Consider the following 14,378-nt stretch of genomic DNA (forward strand, 5'->3'; position numbering starts at 1 on the left):
GGAATTGCAACAAAAAATATATAACGCATTGTTTTTTATTGGTTTTGATGGATTATAAAGCAGCAGAGATTAAAAACAAAGCATTTATCCAGGAATAATCTGCAATCAGCCCCCCGCGCACGAAAAAATAAAATTATGCACAGGAGGTGACTATACAAAATTAAACGGCCGCCCGAATGAGCGGCAGAATATTCGGCGAGCGGCTACGATAAACGCTCCAGCATCAACCCGGCCCGCAGCCCCCGCGCCACGGACGGGTTAGGAAACAGAACAAACTCCTGTGCCTTTTCTACCACATAGCGGGTATCACCATCTTCGGCGAGCAAGGTTCCGCCAGGAAAGGCGGTAAAATTGAGCGTCTGATCCGACATACAGAGATGAAAATTATCGCTATGACGGGTAATTTGCTGCACCACCCGATAGCGCAGCGGCGCCGGATCGGCGTCAACGACCGTCAGATCGCCCACCAGCAAACGCATTAGCGCCCGTTGGGTGACGTTAAATTGCGTCAGATCGTTAGCGCCAAACGGTAACGCCTTACCAAGTTCCAGGGTACAGGAGAGCGCAGCAAAGCGTTCGCAGCTGAAGTGGGTGAATGTCCCCGCCGGCTGCTGATGGAAGACCAGCGCCTCCAGCCCGGCACCTCCCAGCCAACTTAAAAACCCGTCATCCCACGGAGTTTCCCGCGCCGGAAGCACGCCAAAGCGCGTATGCAGCGATCCGCGTATCGCGGTATGTAAATCAAGGTGCCAGCGGCTGCCCGTGCCGGCGCCATAAAACCGCGTCAGTACCTGCTCCAGCTGACGCGCTCTGGCCGTCTCGTCGCTGACGGGAAAACGCTGCCAGCGCCCGCCAAACATCCGGTTCATGTCGCTGTCGCGGTAGCGCTTATTTTCCCGCAGCGCGAGCGGGTTGCCAAAGATCACCAGCAGCCGCCAGTGCAGCGGCAGCTCACCGCTAAACAGCTGCTGTAGCAGCAGATGGGTCATCTCCACCGGAGCGGTTTCATTGCCGTGGATACCCGCGGACAGAACCAGCGAACGCTCGCAGCGCGCATGCGGAGTCAATTGCAACACCCCGCAGTCCAGCCAGTGCCAGCGAAAATGCGCCGTTTCGCCATGAAAATGGTGAGGCAAACGCCCCGCCAGAGTTAATGCCAGAAAGTCGTCCACGACGCCTCCTTGAAACGAAAACTGAGTCACAGCGACTGCTGGAACGGATAAACGGAACCCAGCTGCAGGATTTGCGTCAGCCGATCGAGCGCCTCGCGACCTTCGTTCAGCAGCTGTGGATCCGCCAGATCCGCCTGGGTGAGACGATCGCGATAGTAGCGATCGACCCAGTCATTGAGGGTCACAAACAGCGCCTCGTTCATCAACACCGCCGGATTCACCGCCCGCAGCTCCGCCTCCGTCAACACCACTCGCAGGCGTAGACAGGCCGGCCCCCCGCCGTTCGCCATACTTTCGCGCAGATCGTAAACCTGCAGTTCATCAATCGGATTATCTGCGGCCAGAAGCGTATTCAGGTAGCGCCAGACGCCAGGATGTTCCTGTGCCTCCTGAGGGAGAATCAGCCGCATCGTTCCATCGGGCTTACTCAGCAACTGACTATTAAACAGATAGGTCGCCACCGCCTCTTCTACCGTCACCGCCTGAGTCGGTACGATAACGGGCGTAAACCCGACAACCTGCCCGGCAAGCTGGCGCATCAGCTGCGGCTGATCGACGAACGCCTGCTCATGGCAAAACAGCACCTGGCGATTACTCACCGCAATCACATCGTTGTGAAATACCCCTTTATCAATCACCGCCGGATTCTGTCGGGCAAAAATCACCTGCCGCGGGTTAACCTGATTCAGGCGCGCAACCGCCTGACTGGCTTCCAGCGTCTGCCGTGCCGGGTAGCGCTGCGGGCTTTCTCCCTCGCCGCCCTGCTGACGACCGTAAATAAAAAGCTGCAGACCCGGCGCGCCATACTCGCCGCCGAGGCGGTTATGGTTCGCCGCCCCTTCATCGCCAAACAGCGCCACCTGCGGTAGAGGAGGATGGATAGCAAAGCGCTGCTCATCGGGGAAGATCGCGCGCAGCAGCGCCTCGGTCGTTGGCGCTTCGCTGGCGCGGTGGAATTTATCGTTAAGATTGGCCACGGTCAGGTGAACCCGGCCATCCAGCGAATCGGCGGAAGGTGAAACCGTCGCCGCGTTGGCCACCCACATTGACGAAGCCGAGCTCACCGCCGACAGCAGATCCGGCGCCTGGCGGGCCGCCTTCTCGATGACCTGCGGATCGCTGCCGCTGAATCCAAGCTGGCGCAGCAGGGGAACATTCGGCCGTTCCTGTGGCGCAATGACGGCCTGGGGATAGCCGGCATCCGCCAGCGCCTTCATCTTTTTCAGCCCCTGCTTCGCCGCCAGCTGCGGGTTCGATACCCGATAGCGATGCCGTGTCGACGCCTCATTGCCAAAAGAGAGTCCGGCGTAGTGATGGGTCAGACCGGGAAGCCCGTCAAAATTTACCTCAAAGGCTTTCATCGTCCGGCTCCTCGCAGGAAGTCGAGACCGGGACTGAGGGTCTCCGGCAGCGTCAGTTCCGGCGTTTCGAGACTTGCCATCGGCCACGCGCAATAATCGGCCGCGTACCACGCTCCCGGACGGTGGTTACCGGAGGCCCCCACGCCGCCAAACGGTGCGGTGCTGGCGGCGCCGGTCAGCGGTTTGTTCCAGTTGACAATTCCGGCCCGCGCCTCCAGCAGCAGACGGTCGAATTTCTCGCGCTCTGCGGAAATCAACCCGCAGGAAAGCCCAAATCGAGTGGCATTCGCGAGGGTAATCGCCTCAGCAAAATCGTCATAGCGCCAGACGCTGAGCAGCGGACCAAAAACTTCCTCGTCGGCGACTTCCGCCACCGTCGTCAGCTCGATGATTCCCGGCGTCAGCAACGAGGTTCCGGCCCGTAGCAGCCGCGGCTCCAGCAGCGTTTTTCCGCCGTTAGCAACGTGCCCGAGCCAGGCCTGATGAACCTTTTGCGCCGCCTGGGGCGAGATCAGCCCGCCAAGGAACGGCTGCGGCGACGCATCCCAGGCGTCGGGCACCAAAGTTTGTGACACCGTCACCAAACGGGCAAGAAACGCATCGCCTTTCTCGCCGCGCTTCACCAACAGGCGACGAGCACAGGTACAGCGCTGTCCGGCGGTAATAAAGGCTGACTGGATAGTCAAATGTACCGCCGCATCGATGTCCTGCGGGTCGTCGACAATCAGCGGATTGTTGCCGCCCATTTCCAACGCGAGAATCTTTTCCGGCTGGCCGGCGAGCTGGCGGTGCAGCTGAAACCCTGTCGCCGAGCTGCCGGTAAACAGCAGCCCGTCAATATCCGGCTGGGCGCTGAGCGCTTCGCCGGTTTCTCGTCCGCCCTGCAGCAAGTTCAGAACCCCCGGCGGTAGTCCCGCCTCGGCCCATAGCTTCACCACCGCCTCGCCGCTGTGTGGCGTCAGTTCGCTGGGCTTAAACACCAGCGTATTCCCCGCCAGCAGCGCCGGCACAATATGCCCATTGGGCAAATGGCCGGGAAAATTGTATGGGCCAAACACCGCCAGCACGCCATGCGGGCGATGACGTAGCGTCGCCGAGCCGTCGCCCATAGCCGTCTGCGACTCACCGGTACGGCTATGGTAGGCTTTCAGGGAAATAGCGATTTTGTTGATCATCGCGCTGATTTCCGTTACCGCTTCCCACTGCGGCTTACCGGTTTCCGCGGCAATGATGGCGGTTAACTCTGTTTTGTTCGCTTCCAGCAGCGCGGCAAACTTTTCTACGATCGCCTGACGGACGCTGAACGGCTGTCTGGCCCACGTCGGGAAGGCTCGTCTCGCGGCACTGACCGCCAGCGCCACCTGTCCGGCATCGGCGTCGTTACCCTGCCAGAGCAGCGCCTGGCTGACCGGGTTGGTTTTTGTCCGCGCCGGACCGTGTCCGCTCTGCCAGTCACCGTTGATCCATAAACTCATGATTTTTTCTCCTCCGGAATCAGACGCACCAGTCTCACCCGGTCGCCGACATGGCATTTCAGGGCATCCAGTTCGCGCGCGCTTAACAGCAGGCGATCGGTATCCGGATCGGCGTGCACCAACAGCGCGCGAAACTGCAGATACTGCTCGTTGGCAACCAGGCATACCGGCCATTCCCCCGGCGCGGGCTGCCCTTCCGCAACGGTCACCAGCCGGCTTTTACGAATCGCCCGTACCCGGTCAATGTCGCACTCCAGCGTCGGCCCACCGTCGAAAATGTCGATATAGTTGCGATAGCGAAACCCTTCTTTCTCCAGCACCGCACGTGCCGGCGCCGTTTGCGGGTGCACTTCGCCGATCACCGCGCGCGCCTCATCGGATAGAAAGTCGATATACAGCGGATGCTTCGGCATCAGGGCGGCAATAAAGGCTTTTTGCCCGGTCCCGCACAGGTAGTCGGCACGAGAGAACTCCATGGCGAAAAAGCGTTTGCCGAGGCTTTCCCAGAACGGGGAATAGCCCTGTTCATCAATCACGCCGCGCATCTCCGCCACCACTTTTTCATTAAAGTGTTCGCGGAACGCGGCCATAAACATAAAGCGCGATTTCGACAACAGATAGCCGTTGCCCTCTTTACGCCAGGCCGGATCGAGAAACAGCGTGCACAGCTCGCTGCTGCCGGTGTGATCGTTGCTGAGAAACAGCGTCGGCAACGCATTGTAGACATTCAGCTCTTTCGAGGCATGAACCTGCGTCCCCACGCGGTAGTTGTACCAGGGATCGTTCAACCCCACCGCAACTTCGATAGCGCAAATCCCCACCACCGCGCCGCTGCTGGTCTCTTCAAGCACAAAAACATAGCCCTGTTCGCTTTTTGGCAGCTCCCCTCGCCAGGTTTTCTGTGAACGTTCAATCCGCGCCGCCAGCGTCTTTTCATCGGCAGGCAGCGATGTCAGGCCGCCGCCGGTTTCACCGGCCAGGGTCATCAGACCGGCCAGATCTTCGGCGACTACAGGACGAATCACCATCATGATGACGCTCCCGCGAGGAAGTGTTGGCAGGCCAGCTCAAAGCGATCCAGCCCGGTTTTGACCTCTTCCTCACTCACAATGAGCGCCGGAGCGAAACGCACCACGTTCGCGCCGGCAATCAGAATCATCAGCCCCTCTTCCGCCGCCTGGGTACTGATGGCTTTCGCCTTTCCGGCCCAGGCATCATTGAGGACGCAGCCGATCAGCAATCCCAGCCCCCGGATCTCCTTAAACAGACCATAACGCGCATTAATGGCGTTCAGTCTCTCGGTAAACCACTGGTGGCGCTGCTTCACGCCGTTCAGTACCGCCGGCGTATTGACGATCGACAGCACTTCGCCGGCCACCGCGCTGGCCAGCGGATTACCACCATAGGTGGTACCGTGCGTCCCGACGGTCATAACGCTGGCACAGGCTTCCGTTGCCAGCAGCGCGCCAATCGGGAAACCGCCGCCCAGCGCTTTCGCCGTCGACAGGACATCCGGCGTGACGCCATAGTGCATGTAGGCATACAGTTCACCGGTACGACCCACACCGGTCTGGACTTCATCAAAAATCAACAGCGCATGATGGGCGTCGCACAGCTCGCGCAGGCCGCGCAGGAAAGCCGGATCGGCTGGCACCACGCCCCCTTCGCCCTGCATCGGCTCGACAATGACCGCGCAGGTATTGTCATCGATAAGCGCCCGGGCTGATTCGAGATCGTTATAGACAGCATGCTCGATCTGCGGCGGCAGCGGGGCAAAATCCTGAGAATAGGCCGGCTGGCCGCCCGCGGAGACGGTAAACAAGGTGCGACCGTGGAAGGCATTTTTGAACGCGACGATACCGCTTTTATGGCTGCCGAAACGGTCATGAGCATATTTGCGCGCCAGCTTCAGCGCCGCTTCGTTAGCCTCTGCGCCTGAGTTACAGAAGAAAACGCGATCGGCAAACGTCGCGTCAATCAGCTGTTTCGCCAGGCGCAGGACCGGCTCATTGGTATACCCGTTGCCGGTGTGCCAGAACTTTCCGGCTTGTTCCGTCAACGCGCGAATGAGCTGAGGGTGAGCATGTCCCAGGGCATTCACCGCAATGCCGCCGGCAAAATCGATATACTCTTTTCCCTGCTGATCCCACAGGCGTGAACCTTCACCGCGTACCGGAATAAAAGCCGCTGGCGCGTAGACCGGCATCATCCATTCATCAAAATTGTTACGCGTAATTGACTGAGACATATCGACCTCTTCCGGTAAATAAAAAGTATGAATAATGTTAAAAATTATGGGTTATTACGCTGTAAATGTAGATTGCACGCTTCGTGCCAGCCAGAGGGGAAAATGCATAAATCAGAGTCAAGTAAGGAATATCAATAGGTTACGATTTCTCTTTATGCATAATAAATGCATAAATAGTGAATAAATATCTTATTCGCCGACCATAACAGTGAATAAATCAAATAGTTTATGCATCGGTAAGATATAATTCTGTATTTGTGATCCTCTACGAAATTTATCGTAGATATCCGCCCTTTTTTAGCGCAGCCTGCGCCAGAATGGTGCGCGCGGGTTACGTCAGCGACGCCAATCGGAACAACAGGCACAATAAAATGCCTTCCGGCAGCCAGCCCGGCGAATTTCTGCTACCATCCCTGCACTATTCACCTTGCACAGTGGCAGCGACTATGAAATTTCTCTCTTTTAATATCAACGGCCTGCGTGCCCGCCCCCACCAGCTGGCCGCCATCGTCGACAAACATCAGCCTGACGTCATTGGCTTACAAGAAACCAAAGTACACGACGACATGTTTCCGCTCGAAGAGGTTGCAAAGCTCGGGTACAACGTGTTCTACCACGGTCAAAAAGGGCACTATGGCGTGGCGCTGCTGACCAAAGAGACGCCGGTCGCCGTACGCCGCGGTTTCCCCAACGATGGCGAAGAGGCCCAGCGCCGCATCATCATGGCGGAAATTCCGTCGGCATTCGGGAATGTCACGGTGATCAACGGCTACTTCCCGCAGGGCGAAAGCCGCGACCACGAAACCAAGTTCCCGGCAAAAGCGGCGTTCTACCAGAACCTGCAAAACTATCTTGATAGCGAACTGAACAAAGATAATCCGCTGCTGATCATGGGCGATATGAACATCAGCCCAACCGACCTTGACATCGGCATTGGCGAAGAGAACCGCAAGCGCTGGCTGCGCACCGGTAAGTGCTCATTCCTGCCGGAAGAGCGCGAGTGGATGGCGCGTTTGCTGGACTGGGGTCTGGTTGACACCTGGCGTCAGGCCAACCCGGACAACCAGGATCGCTTCTCCTGGTTTGACTACCGCTCCAAAGGCTTTGACGATAACCGCGGTCTGCGTATCGACCTGCTGCTGGCAAGCTCTCCGCTGGCGCAGCGCTGCGTAGAAACCGGTATTGATTACGACATTCGCGGTATGGAAAAACCGTCTGACCATGCGCCGGTCTGGGCCACCTTCAAACCGTAACGCGTTTTCTCCGTCGACTCTCCCGGCCTGACGGTCGCGGAGAGTCCGCTTATCCTGAGCAAAATCAATAAATCCGCGGTAAGACATTGTTGTAGCTCGCCATTTATTATACTGTCGCGCAGACCCTGGCAAGCGGGGTGGAGGTTCACGGAACGCGGTTAAAACAGGAGATCCCCCATGGAAAAGAAGCCGTCATAAAGCAGAATCCCGGCTGCTGCTGATTTTCGCCCTGCTCTGCGCCACGCTGGCGATGATCTCCTTCTCCGGCTTTGCCGATCTGGTGACCCACTTCCGCCATCTCCAGTCGCTGATTCAACACAGCGGCCCGCTCGGCTGGACGCTCTATGTTGCCTTATTTATCGTCGCGACCCTGTGCCTGATTCCGGGCAGTATCCTGGTGATGGTCGGAGGCGTGGTCTTTGGCCCGGTATGGGGCACCCTGTTATCGCTGTGTGCGGCCACGGTGGCCTCGGCGCTCTCGTTTTTGCTGGCCCGCTGGCTGGGTCGGGATCTGCTGCTGAAATATGCCGGACATACCGCGACCTTTCAGGCGATTGAACGTGGTATTGCCCGCAGCGGTACTGATTTCCTGATTTTTACCCGCCTGGTGCCGCTGTTTCCGTACAACATTCAAAACTATGCCTATGGTCTGACGGCCATTCCGTTCGGCTCATTTATGCTGATCTCGGTCCTGACAACCCTGCCAGGGCTGTTTATCTATACCCTGATGGCGAGCGAACTCGCCAGAGAGGGCATTACGTTGGGGTTTATGCTGAAACTGAGTCTGGCCGGCCTCGCCTTATTTGGCATTATTCAGGGCGCCAAAATCTTTGCCCGGCGGCGGCAGATCGATCCCGACAAACTGCAGGTTAGCCATGAAGAAAAATAACGCCCGTCTCATCTGGTACGCTCGCGCGGCGCTGATCCTCATTGTCGTGGCCGGGCTCGTCGCCTGGTGGCGTATCCCCGCCGTGAATGCGTTTATTCAGCACAGTCTGGCGGCTTTTTCCGCCCTAGATCAGCACGCCATTGAGCGCTTTATTCACGCCTACGGTCCGCAGGCGGCCCTGGTTTCTTTCGCCTTAATGATCCTGCAGGCTGTCGTGGCGCCGCTCCCCGCCTTTCTGATCACCTTCGCAAACGCGTCGCTGTTTGGCGCCTTCTGCGGCGGTGCCCTTTCCTGGGTCAGCGCCATGGCCGGCGCCGCGCTGTGTTTTTTTATCGCCAGGGTGCTGGGCCGTGAAGCGGTTGAGAAGCTGACCGGAAAAACGGTGCTGCGCAGTATGGACGCTTTCTTCGACCGCTACGGCCACCAGACGGTGTTGATCTGCCGGCTGCTGCCGTTTGTCCCCTTTGATCCCATCAGCTATGCGGCGGGTCTGACGTCGATTCGCTTTCGCCAGTTTATGTTTGCCACCGGCATCGGCCAGTTGCCCGCCACGATAGTGTACTCGTGGGTGGGCAGCCAGTTAACCGGCGGGACATTCTGGTTTATGACCGCCTTATCCGTTCTGTTTGCGCTGACGCTGATTATCTTTATTGCTAAAGCCTGCTATCTCGAACGTCATAAGAGGAAATCCTGATGAGGTTGCCGCCGCTGCGTACCACCCCCCTGATCCTGCGCCCGCAGGCCTGGCTGCATCGTCGCCACTACGGCGAGGTGCTTAGCCCTATTCGCTGGTGGGGGCGTATTCCGCTGGTCTTTTATCTGGTGTCGATGTTTGTCGGCTATCTTGAACGCAAGCGTTCGCCCCTTGATCCGGTGCTACGCGCGCTGGTCAGCGCCCGCATCGCTCAGATGTGTCTGTGCGAATTTTGCGTGGATATCACCAGCATGAAGCTGGCTGAACGCACCGGCAGCGCCGAGAAGCTCTTCGCCGTCGCCCGCTGGCGCCAGAGCCCGCTGTTCAGCGAAGACGAACGTCTGGCGCTGGAGTATGCCGAAGCCGCCAGCCTTACGCCGCCAACCGTCGACGATGCGCTGCGCGGCAAACTCATGGCGCGATTTGATGCCCAGGCCCTGACCGAACTCACGGCGCTGATCGGCTTACAAAATTTGTCGGCACGGTTTAATTCCGCCATGGCGATCCCGGCTCAGGGCCTGTGCCAGATCCCTCAGCCAACCTCTTCAGAAGACACCAAATCATAAGGAGCGGATCATGCGCTACTGTTTACTCTGGCTCGCGGCGCTGCTGTGGGCCCCGCTTGCCGCTCACGCCGACGATAGCTGGCAACAGATCGCCCGCCAGGCCCGCGGACAGACGGTGTGGTTTAATGCCTGGGGCGGCGACCCGGCGGTAAATCGCTATCTCGACTGGGTCAGCGCGGAGGTGAAACGCGACTATGCTATCGACCTGCGCATTGTGCATATCGCCGATGCCGCAGATACGGTAAAGCGCCTACAAACGGAAGCCCGCGCCGGGCGCAAGCATCATGGCTCCGTCGATCTGCTGTGGGTCAACGGCGAGAACTTCCGTACCCTGAAAACCGCCAACCTGCTGCAAACCGGATGGGCGGAGACGCTGCCAAACTGGCGCTATGTTGATACCCGCCAGCCGGTGCGTGAAGATTTCTCCCTGCCGACCGAAGGCGCAGAGTCCCCGTGGGGCAGCGCGCAGCTCACCTTTATCGCCCGACGTACGCAGACGCCGACGCCACCAGACAGCCCGGAGACGCTGCTGACCTTTGCCGCCGCGCATCGCGGCGAGGTCACCTATCCGCGTCCGCCGGACTTTACCGGTACCGCCTTCCTCGAACAGTTGTTGATGACTCTGACGGAACGCCCGGAAGCGCTGCGTCGCCCCCCGGAGCCGCAGACGTTTGCCGCCGTCACCGCACCGCTGTGGCGCTATCTCGACCGGCTTCATCCCCTGCTGTGGCGGGAGGGGCGCGACTTCCCGGCCTCGCCGGCCCGCATGGATGCCATGCTGGCAACCGGTACGCTTCGGCTGTCGCTGACGTTTAACCCGCTGCATGCCCGGCAAAAAGCGGTCAGCGGCGAGCTGCCGAAGGACAGCTATGGCTTTGGTTTTGAGCGCGGGATGCTCGGCAATGTGCACTTCGTGACCATTCCAGCCAATGCGCGCGCCCCGGCGGGCGCCAGAGTGGTGGCCAACTTCCTGCTCTCCCCGGCGGCGCAGCTGCGTAAAGCCGATCCGGCGGTGTGGGGCGACCCCAGCGTGTTGAACCCGCAGAGCTTACCCGACGACCAGCGCCAGGCCCTGCAGGCGCGGGCTCCGCAGAACCCGCCGCCGGTACTGGCGGCCCCCCACGCGGCCTGGGTTGATGCTCTGGAGCAGGAATGGCTGCGCCGTTACGGTACCCACTGATTCTGCTGGCCTGGGGAATCATGGCGCTGATTTACCTGCCCGTCTTCCCGGCCATTGCGCTCATGCTCGCGCCGGCGTTCCGCCTCGCCTGCTGGCAGGCGCTGTTCGCCGATCCTCAGATTTGGCAGGCGCTGGCGGCGACCCTGCTCTCCACGCTCCTCGCGGTCGGCGGCGCGCTGCTGATAAGTCTGACTCTCGTCGCCGCGCTCTGGCCCTCCCGCGGCTGGCGGCAGCTGGCGGGACGCCTGCCGCTCCTGTTAGCCGTGCCCCACGTCGCCTTTGCCACCGGCGCGCTGCTCCTTTTCGCCGAAGGCGGCTGGCTGTATCGCGTCTGTTCCGTTTGCTCCCCGCCGGCCGATCGCTACGGCATTGGTCTGGGGCTGACGATGGCCATCAAAGAGAGCGGATTTTTGCTGTGGGCGATCTACGGTCTTCTGAGCGAAAAACGCCTGGCCGAGCAGGCTACGGTCCTGAAAAGCCAGGGATACGGCCGCTGGCAGTGTCTCAACTGGCTGATACTGCCGACGCTGTTGCCTTCACTTGCTATCGTTCTGGTGGCCACCACCGCATGGAGCCTGTCGACGGTGGATGTCGCGCTGGTGATCGGCCCGGGCAACCCGCCTACGCTTGCGGTACTCGCCTGGCAATGGTTAAACCAGGGTGATGATATGCAGCAGGCGAAAGGTGCCCTCGCCAGCCTGCTGTTGCTGCTCATCCTGGGAGGGGTGCTTGTTTGCGCCTGGGGTGGATGGCGTCTCTGGCAGCGACAGATCCCTGACCTGCGAGGCATTCGTCGTCCGCAGCCGCGCGCGCTTGCCGGACGGCTGCTGGCAATCGGCCTGCCGTTGAGCGGCCTGCTTTGCGCGCTGCTGCTGGCGGCGCTGGCGCAGAGCGCCTCTCCGCTAAGCGATAGCCTGGCGAACAGCCTGGGGCTGGCGCTTCTCGCCTCTCTGGCAGGGGCGCTTGTCTGCCTGCTGTGGCTGGAGTGCGGTCCTTCCCGCGGCGATAGCTGGGTCTGGCTACCGCTGGTTCTGCCCGCGCTGCCGCTGGCCGACGGTCAGTATCAACTGGCGCTGTATACCTGGCAGGATGGGCAATTTGCCACCGTCTTGTGGGGCCATCTGCTGTGGGTGGTTCCGTGGATGCTGTTTGTTCTGCGTCCGGCGTGGCGTCACCGCGATCCGCGTCTGGAACTGGTCGCGCGAACCCTTGGCTGGGGACGCTGGCAACGCGTCTGGCGGGTAAAACTTCCGATGCTGGTGCGCCCGCTGCTGATGGCGCTGGCGGTCGGCTTCTCGGTAAGCATTGCCCAGTATCTGCCCACCCTGTGGCTGGGGGCCGGCCGGACGCCGACATTAACCAGCGAAGCCGTAGCGCTCAGCAGCGGCGGCGATACGCAAACGCTCGCCGCGCAGGCATTATGGCAACTGCTGCTACCGGCGATGGTCTTTTCCCTGACCGCTCTGCTGGCATGGCTGGCTGGCCGCTATCGACGAGGATTACGCTAGTGCTCACCGTAAACAATCTGACCCTGACGTTGCATCATCGTCCCCTGCTGCGGGAAATCGCCTTTTCCGTTTCTCCGGGAGAAGTACTGACGCTGATGGGGCCATCCGGCAGCGGCAAATCTACGCTGTTCGCCTGGATGATTGGCGCGCTGGAGGCCCCTTTTCACGCCAGCGGCGAACTGTGGCTCTACAACGAACGCTGCGATGAACGCCCCACCGAGCGACGGCGGATTGGGATTTTGTTTCAGGATGCGCTGCTGTTCGACCATTTCAGCGTCGGGCAAAACCTGCTGCTGGCGCTGCCGGCCGACATCCGCGGCGCGGCGCGCAAAATTCAGGTGCAGCAGGCGCTGGAACGGGCCGGGCTGGCCGGGTTCTATTCCCGCGATCCGGCGACACTCTCCGGCGGCCAGCGCGCCCGCGTCAGCCTGCTCCGCGCCCTGCTGGCGCGCCCGCTGGCACTGCTGCTGGATGAGCCGTTTAACCGCCTGGATGCCGAACTACGCGCCGGTTTTCGCCGTTGGGTATTTGATGAGCTGGCGCGCCTCGCCATTCCGGCGGTGCTGGTGACCCACGACAGTGGCGATATTCCCGACCGCGGCCGCTGTCTGAATATCCGCGACTGGCAATGAAAACCCTGCTAACCTGCGTTATCGCAAAGAATTCCCCACGGAGGCAGCGGAAAATGTGCGCTCAATTTTCTCTTGTCGGGCATTTCGATGAAACGTGTTTCTCAATTGACCGCACTCGCCCTGCTGATCGGGCTTGCTGCTTCCACCTCCTTCGCCGCTGAAACCATGCCAACGCTAACGCTCTCCGCGCTCCAACAGCAGCACGGTATCGCGATTGATACACGCCTCAGCGCGTTCTACAACGGCTGGCCCCAACAGCCTAACGGCCCGCAGGGTCACGAACCGCAGGCGCTGAATCTCTCCGCCAGTTGGCTCAGCGCCATGAACGATGAACAGCTTAGCGCGTGGGCCCAACAGCATCAGCTGCGGGCCGATACCCCCGTTGCGCTGTACGGCAGCGATACAGACAACGCGAAAGTCGCCGCACGCCTGCAGGCCGCCGGGTTTACCCATCTCAGTACCCTTAGCGATGCGCTGAGTCACCCCGAACGTCTGCAAAAGCTGCCGCACTTTGAGCAGCTGGTTTACCCGCAGTGGCTGCACGATCTCCAGCAGGGTAAAGCGGTGACCGCCGCTCCGGCCGGACAGTGGAAAGTGATTGAAGCCGCCTGGGGCGCGCCCAAATTCTATCTGCTGAATCATATTCCCGGCGCCGGATATATCGACACCAACGAGGTCGAAAGCGAACCGCTGTGGAATAAGGTCTCCGATGCCCAGCTGAAAGCACTGCTGGCGAAACAGGGCATTCGTCATGACACCACGGTGATTCTCTACGGTCGCGACGTCTACGCCGCCGCCCGCGTGGCGCAGATTCTGCTGTACGCCGGGGTGAAAGACGTGCGTCTGCTCGACGGCGGCTGGAAAAGCTGGTCCGATGCCGGTCTGCCGGTGGAACGCGGCATGCCGCCGGAACAAAAACCGGCGCCTGACTTCGGCGCGCCGATTCCCGGCCAGCCGCAGCTGATGCTGAATATGGAGCAGGCGCGCGCGCTGCTGCATCGTCAGGATGCGTCGCTGGTCAGTATCCGTTCCTGGCCGGAGTTTATCGGCACCACCAGCGGCTACAGCTATATCAAGCCAAAAGGCGAGATTGCCGGCGCCCGCTGGGGGCACGCCGGGAGCGACTCCACCCACATGGAAGACTTCCACAACCCGGACGGCACCATGCGCAGCGCGGAGGATATCACCGCCATGTGGCGACAGTGGAATATTCGTCCCGACCAGCAGGTCTCTTTCTACTGCGGCACCGGCTGGCGCGCCTCAGAGACCTTTATGTACGCCCGCGCCATGGGCTGGAAAAATATCTCGGTGTACGATGGCGGCTGGTACGAGTGGAGCAGCGACCCGAAAAACCCGGTGCAGACCGGCGTGCGCGGCCCGGATAACAGCCAGTAACCGCG

The 14,378-nt window shown here is 60.3% G+C and carries 13 protein-coding genes; 8 read left to right on the forward strand and 5 right to left on the reverse strand.

Translation table 11 applies throughout. The features are described 5' to 3' along the window. Positions 1 to 203: 203 nt before the first annotated feature. From astE to astC, 5 genes are read right to left on the reverse strand one after another with little or no spacing between them, the layout of a single operon-like run. Positions 204 to 1,172, reverse strand: coding sequence for a succinylglutamate desuccinylase (gene astE / locus DSD31_RS15120; RefSeq protein WP_044349452.1), 969 nt, complete (start codon positions 1,170 to 1,172; stop codon positions 204 to 206). 26 nt (positions 1,173 to 1,198) lie between these two features. Next, positions 1,199 to 2,533, reverse strand: coding sequence for an N-succinylarginine dihydrolase (gene astB / locus DSD31_RS15125; protein ID WP_071359333.1), 1,335 nt, complete (start codon positions 2,531 to 2,533; stop codon positions 1,199 to 1,201). After that, on the reverse strand, positions 2,530 to 4,008 hold the full coding sequence (gene astD / locus DSD31_RS15130) for a succinylglutamate-semialdehyde dehydrogenase (protein ID WP_032717266.1): 1,479 nt from the start codon (positions 4,006 to 4,008) through the stop codon (positions 2,530 to 2,532). The genes astB and astD overlap by 4 nt, the downstream gene beginning before the upstream one ends. After that, positions 4,005 to 5,039: an arginine N-succinyltransferase gene (astA, locus tag DSD31_RS15135; RefSeq protein ID WP_004860890.1), complete on the reverse strand. Its 1,035-nt coding sequence runs from the start codon at positions 5,037 to 5,039 to the stop codon at positions 4,005 to 4,007. Before astA ends, astD begins: the two co-directional genes overlap by 4 nt. Beyond that, positions 5,036 to 6,256 (reverse strand): succinylornithine/acetylornithine transaminase, encoded by a 1,221-nt coding sequence (gene astC, locus DSD31_RS15140; RefSeq protein WP_113991148.1) that lies wholly within the window; start codon positions 6,254 to 6,256, stop codon positions 5,036 to 5,038. Before astC ends, astA begins: the two co-directional genes overlap by 4 nt. 446 nt (positions 6,257 to 6,702) lie before the next feature. On the opposite strand from astC, the gene xthA reads away from it, so the two are divergent. From xthA to DSD31_RS15180, 8 genes are all read left to right on the forward strand, one after another. Beyond that, positions 6,703 to 7,509, forward strand: a complete 807-nt coding sequence (xthA, locus tag DSD31_RS15145) for an exodeoxyribonuclease III (protein ID WP_015584590.1) — start codon at positions 6,703 to 6,705, stop codon at positions 7,507 to 7,509. Positions 7,510 to 7,759: 250 nt separating this feature from the next. Further along, a complete protein-coding gene (locus DSD31_RS15150; RefSeq protein ID WP_015584591.1) occupies positions 7,760 to 8,398 on the forward strand; it encodes a TVP38/TMEM64 family protein in 639 nt (212 codons plus the stop codon). Continuing rightward, positions 8,385 to 9,092 (forward strand): TVP38/TMEM64 family protein, encoded by a 708-nt coding sequence (locus tag DSD31_RS15155; protein ID WP_113991149.1) that lies wholly within the window; start codon positions 8,385 to 8,387, stop codon positions 9,090 to 9,092. Before DSD31_RS15150 ends, DSD31_RS15155 begins: the two co-directional genes overlap by 14 nt. Further along, on the forward strand, positions 9,092 to 9,658 hold the full coding sequence (locus tag DSD31_RS15160) for a carboxymuconolactone decarboxylase family protein (protein ID WP_113991150.1): 567 nt from the start codon (positions 9,092 to 9,094) through the stop codon (positions 9,656 to 9,658). The genes DSD31_RS15155 and DSD31_RS15160 overlap by 1 nt, the downstream gene beginning before the upstream one ends. Before the next feature lie 10 nt (positions 9,659 to 9,668). Beyond that, positions 9,669 to 10,838, forward strand: coding sequence for an ABC transporter substrate-binding protein (locus DSD31_RS15165; protein ID WP_113991151.1), 1,170 nt, complete (start codon positions 9,669 to 9,671; stop codon positions 10,836 to 10,838). Next, positions 10,811 to 12,346 (forward strand): ABC transporter permease subunit, encoded by a 1,536-nt coding sequence (locus tag DSD31_RS15170; RefSeq protein ID WP_113991152.1) that lies wholly within the window; start codon positions 10,811 to 10,813, stop codon positions 12,344 to 12,346. The genes DSD31_RS15165 and DSD31_RS15170 overlap by 28 nt, the downstream gene beginning before the upstream one ends. Then, complete coding sequence (locus DSD31_RS15175; protein ID WP_004860866.1) at positions 12,346 to 12,978, forward strand: ATP-binding cassette domain-containing protein; 633 nt, start codon at positions 12,346 to 12,348, stop codon at positions 12,976 to 12,978. The genes DSD31_RS15170 and DSD31_RS15175 overlap by 1 nt, the downstream gene beginning before the upstream one ends. An 87-nt stretch (positions 12,979 to 13,065) precedes the next feature. Beyond that, on the forward strand, positions 13,066 to 14,373 hold the full coding sequence (locus DSD31_RS15180) for a sulfurtransferase (protein WP_113991153.1): 1,308 nt from the start codon (positions 13,066 to 13,068) through the stop codon (positions 14,371 to 14,373). Positions 14,374 to 14,378 lie beyond the last annotated feature (5 nt).

The organism is Klebsiella sp. X13, assembly GCF_003323835.1.
GTDB lineage: Bacteria > Pseudomonadota > Gammaproteobacteria > Enterobacterales > Enterobacteriaceae > Klebsiella > Klebsiella ornithinolytica.

Excerpts from the sequence above, each read along its gene's own strand:
- astB (WP_071359333.1), bottom strand. The coding sequence starts at position 2,533 with ATGAAAGCCTTTGAGGTAAATTTTGACGGGCTTCCCGGTCTGACCCAT.
- astD (WP_032717266.1), bottom strand. The coding sequence starts at position 4,008 with ATGAGTTTATGGATCAACGGTGACTGGCAGAGCGGACACGGTCCGGCG.
- astA (WP_004860890.1), bottom strand. The coding sequence starts at position 5,039 with ATGATGGTGATTCGTCCTGTAGTCGCCGAAGATCTGGCCGGTCTGATG.
- astC (WP_113991148.1), bottom strand. The coding sequence starts at position 6,256 with ATGTCTCAGTCAATTACGCGTAACAATTTTGATGAATGGATGATGCCG.
- xthA (WP_015584590.1), top strand. The coding sequence starts at position 6,703 with ATGAAATTTCTCTCTTTTAATATCAACGGCCTGCGTGCCCGCCCCCAC.
- DSD31_RS15150 (WP_015584591.1), top strand. The coding sequence starts at position 7,760 with ATGATCTCCTTCTCCGGCTTTGCCGATCTGGTGACCCACTTCCGCCAT.
- DSD31_RS15155 (WP_113991149.1), top strand. The coding sequence starts at position 8,385 with ATGAAGAAAAATAACGCCCGTCTCATCTGGTACGCTCGCGCGGCGCTG.
- DSD31_RS15160 (WP_113991150.1), top strand. The coding sequence starts at position 9,092 with ATGAGGTTGCCGCCGCTGCGTACCACCCCCCTGATCCTGCGCCCGCAG.
- DSD31_RS15165 (WP_113991151.1), top strand. The coding sequence starts at position 9,669 with ATGCGCTACTGTTTACTCTGGCTCGCGGCGCTGCTGTGGGCCCCGCTT.
- DSD31_RS15170 (WP_113991152.1), top strand. The coding sequence starts at position 10,811 with ATGGCTGCGCCGTTACGGTACCCACTGATTCTGCTGGCCTGGGGAATC.
- DSD31_RS15180 (WP_113991153.1), top strand. The coding sequence starts at position 13,066 with ATGAAACGTGTTTCTCAATTGACCGCACTCGCCCTGCTGATCGGGCTT.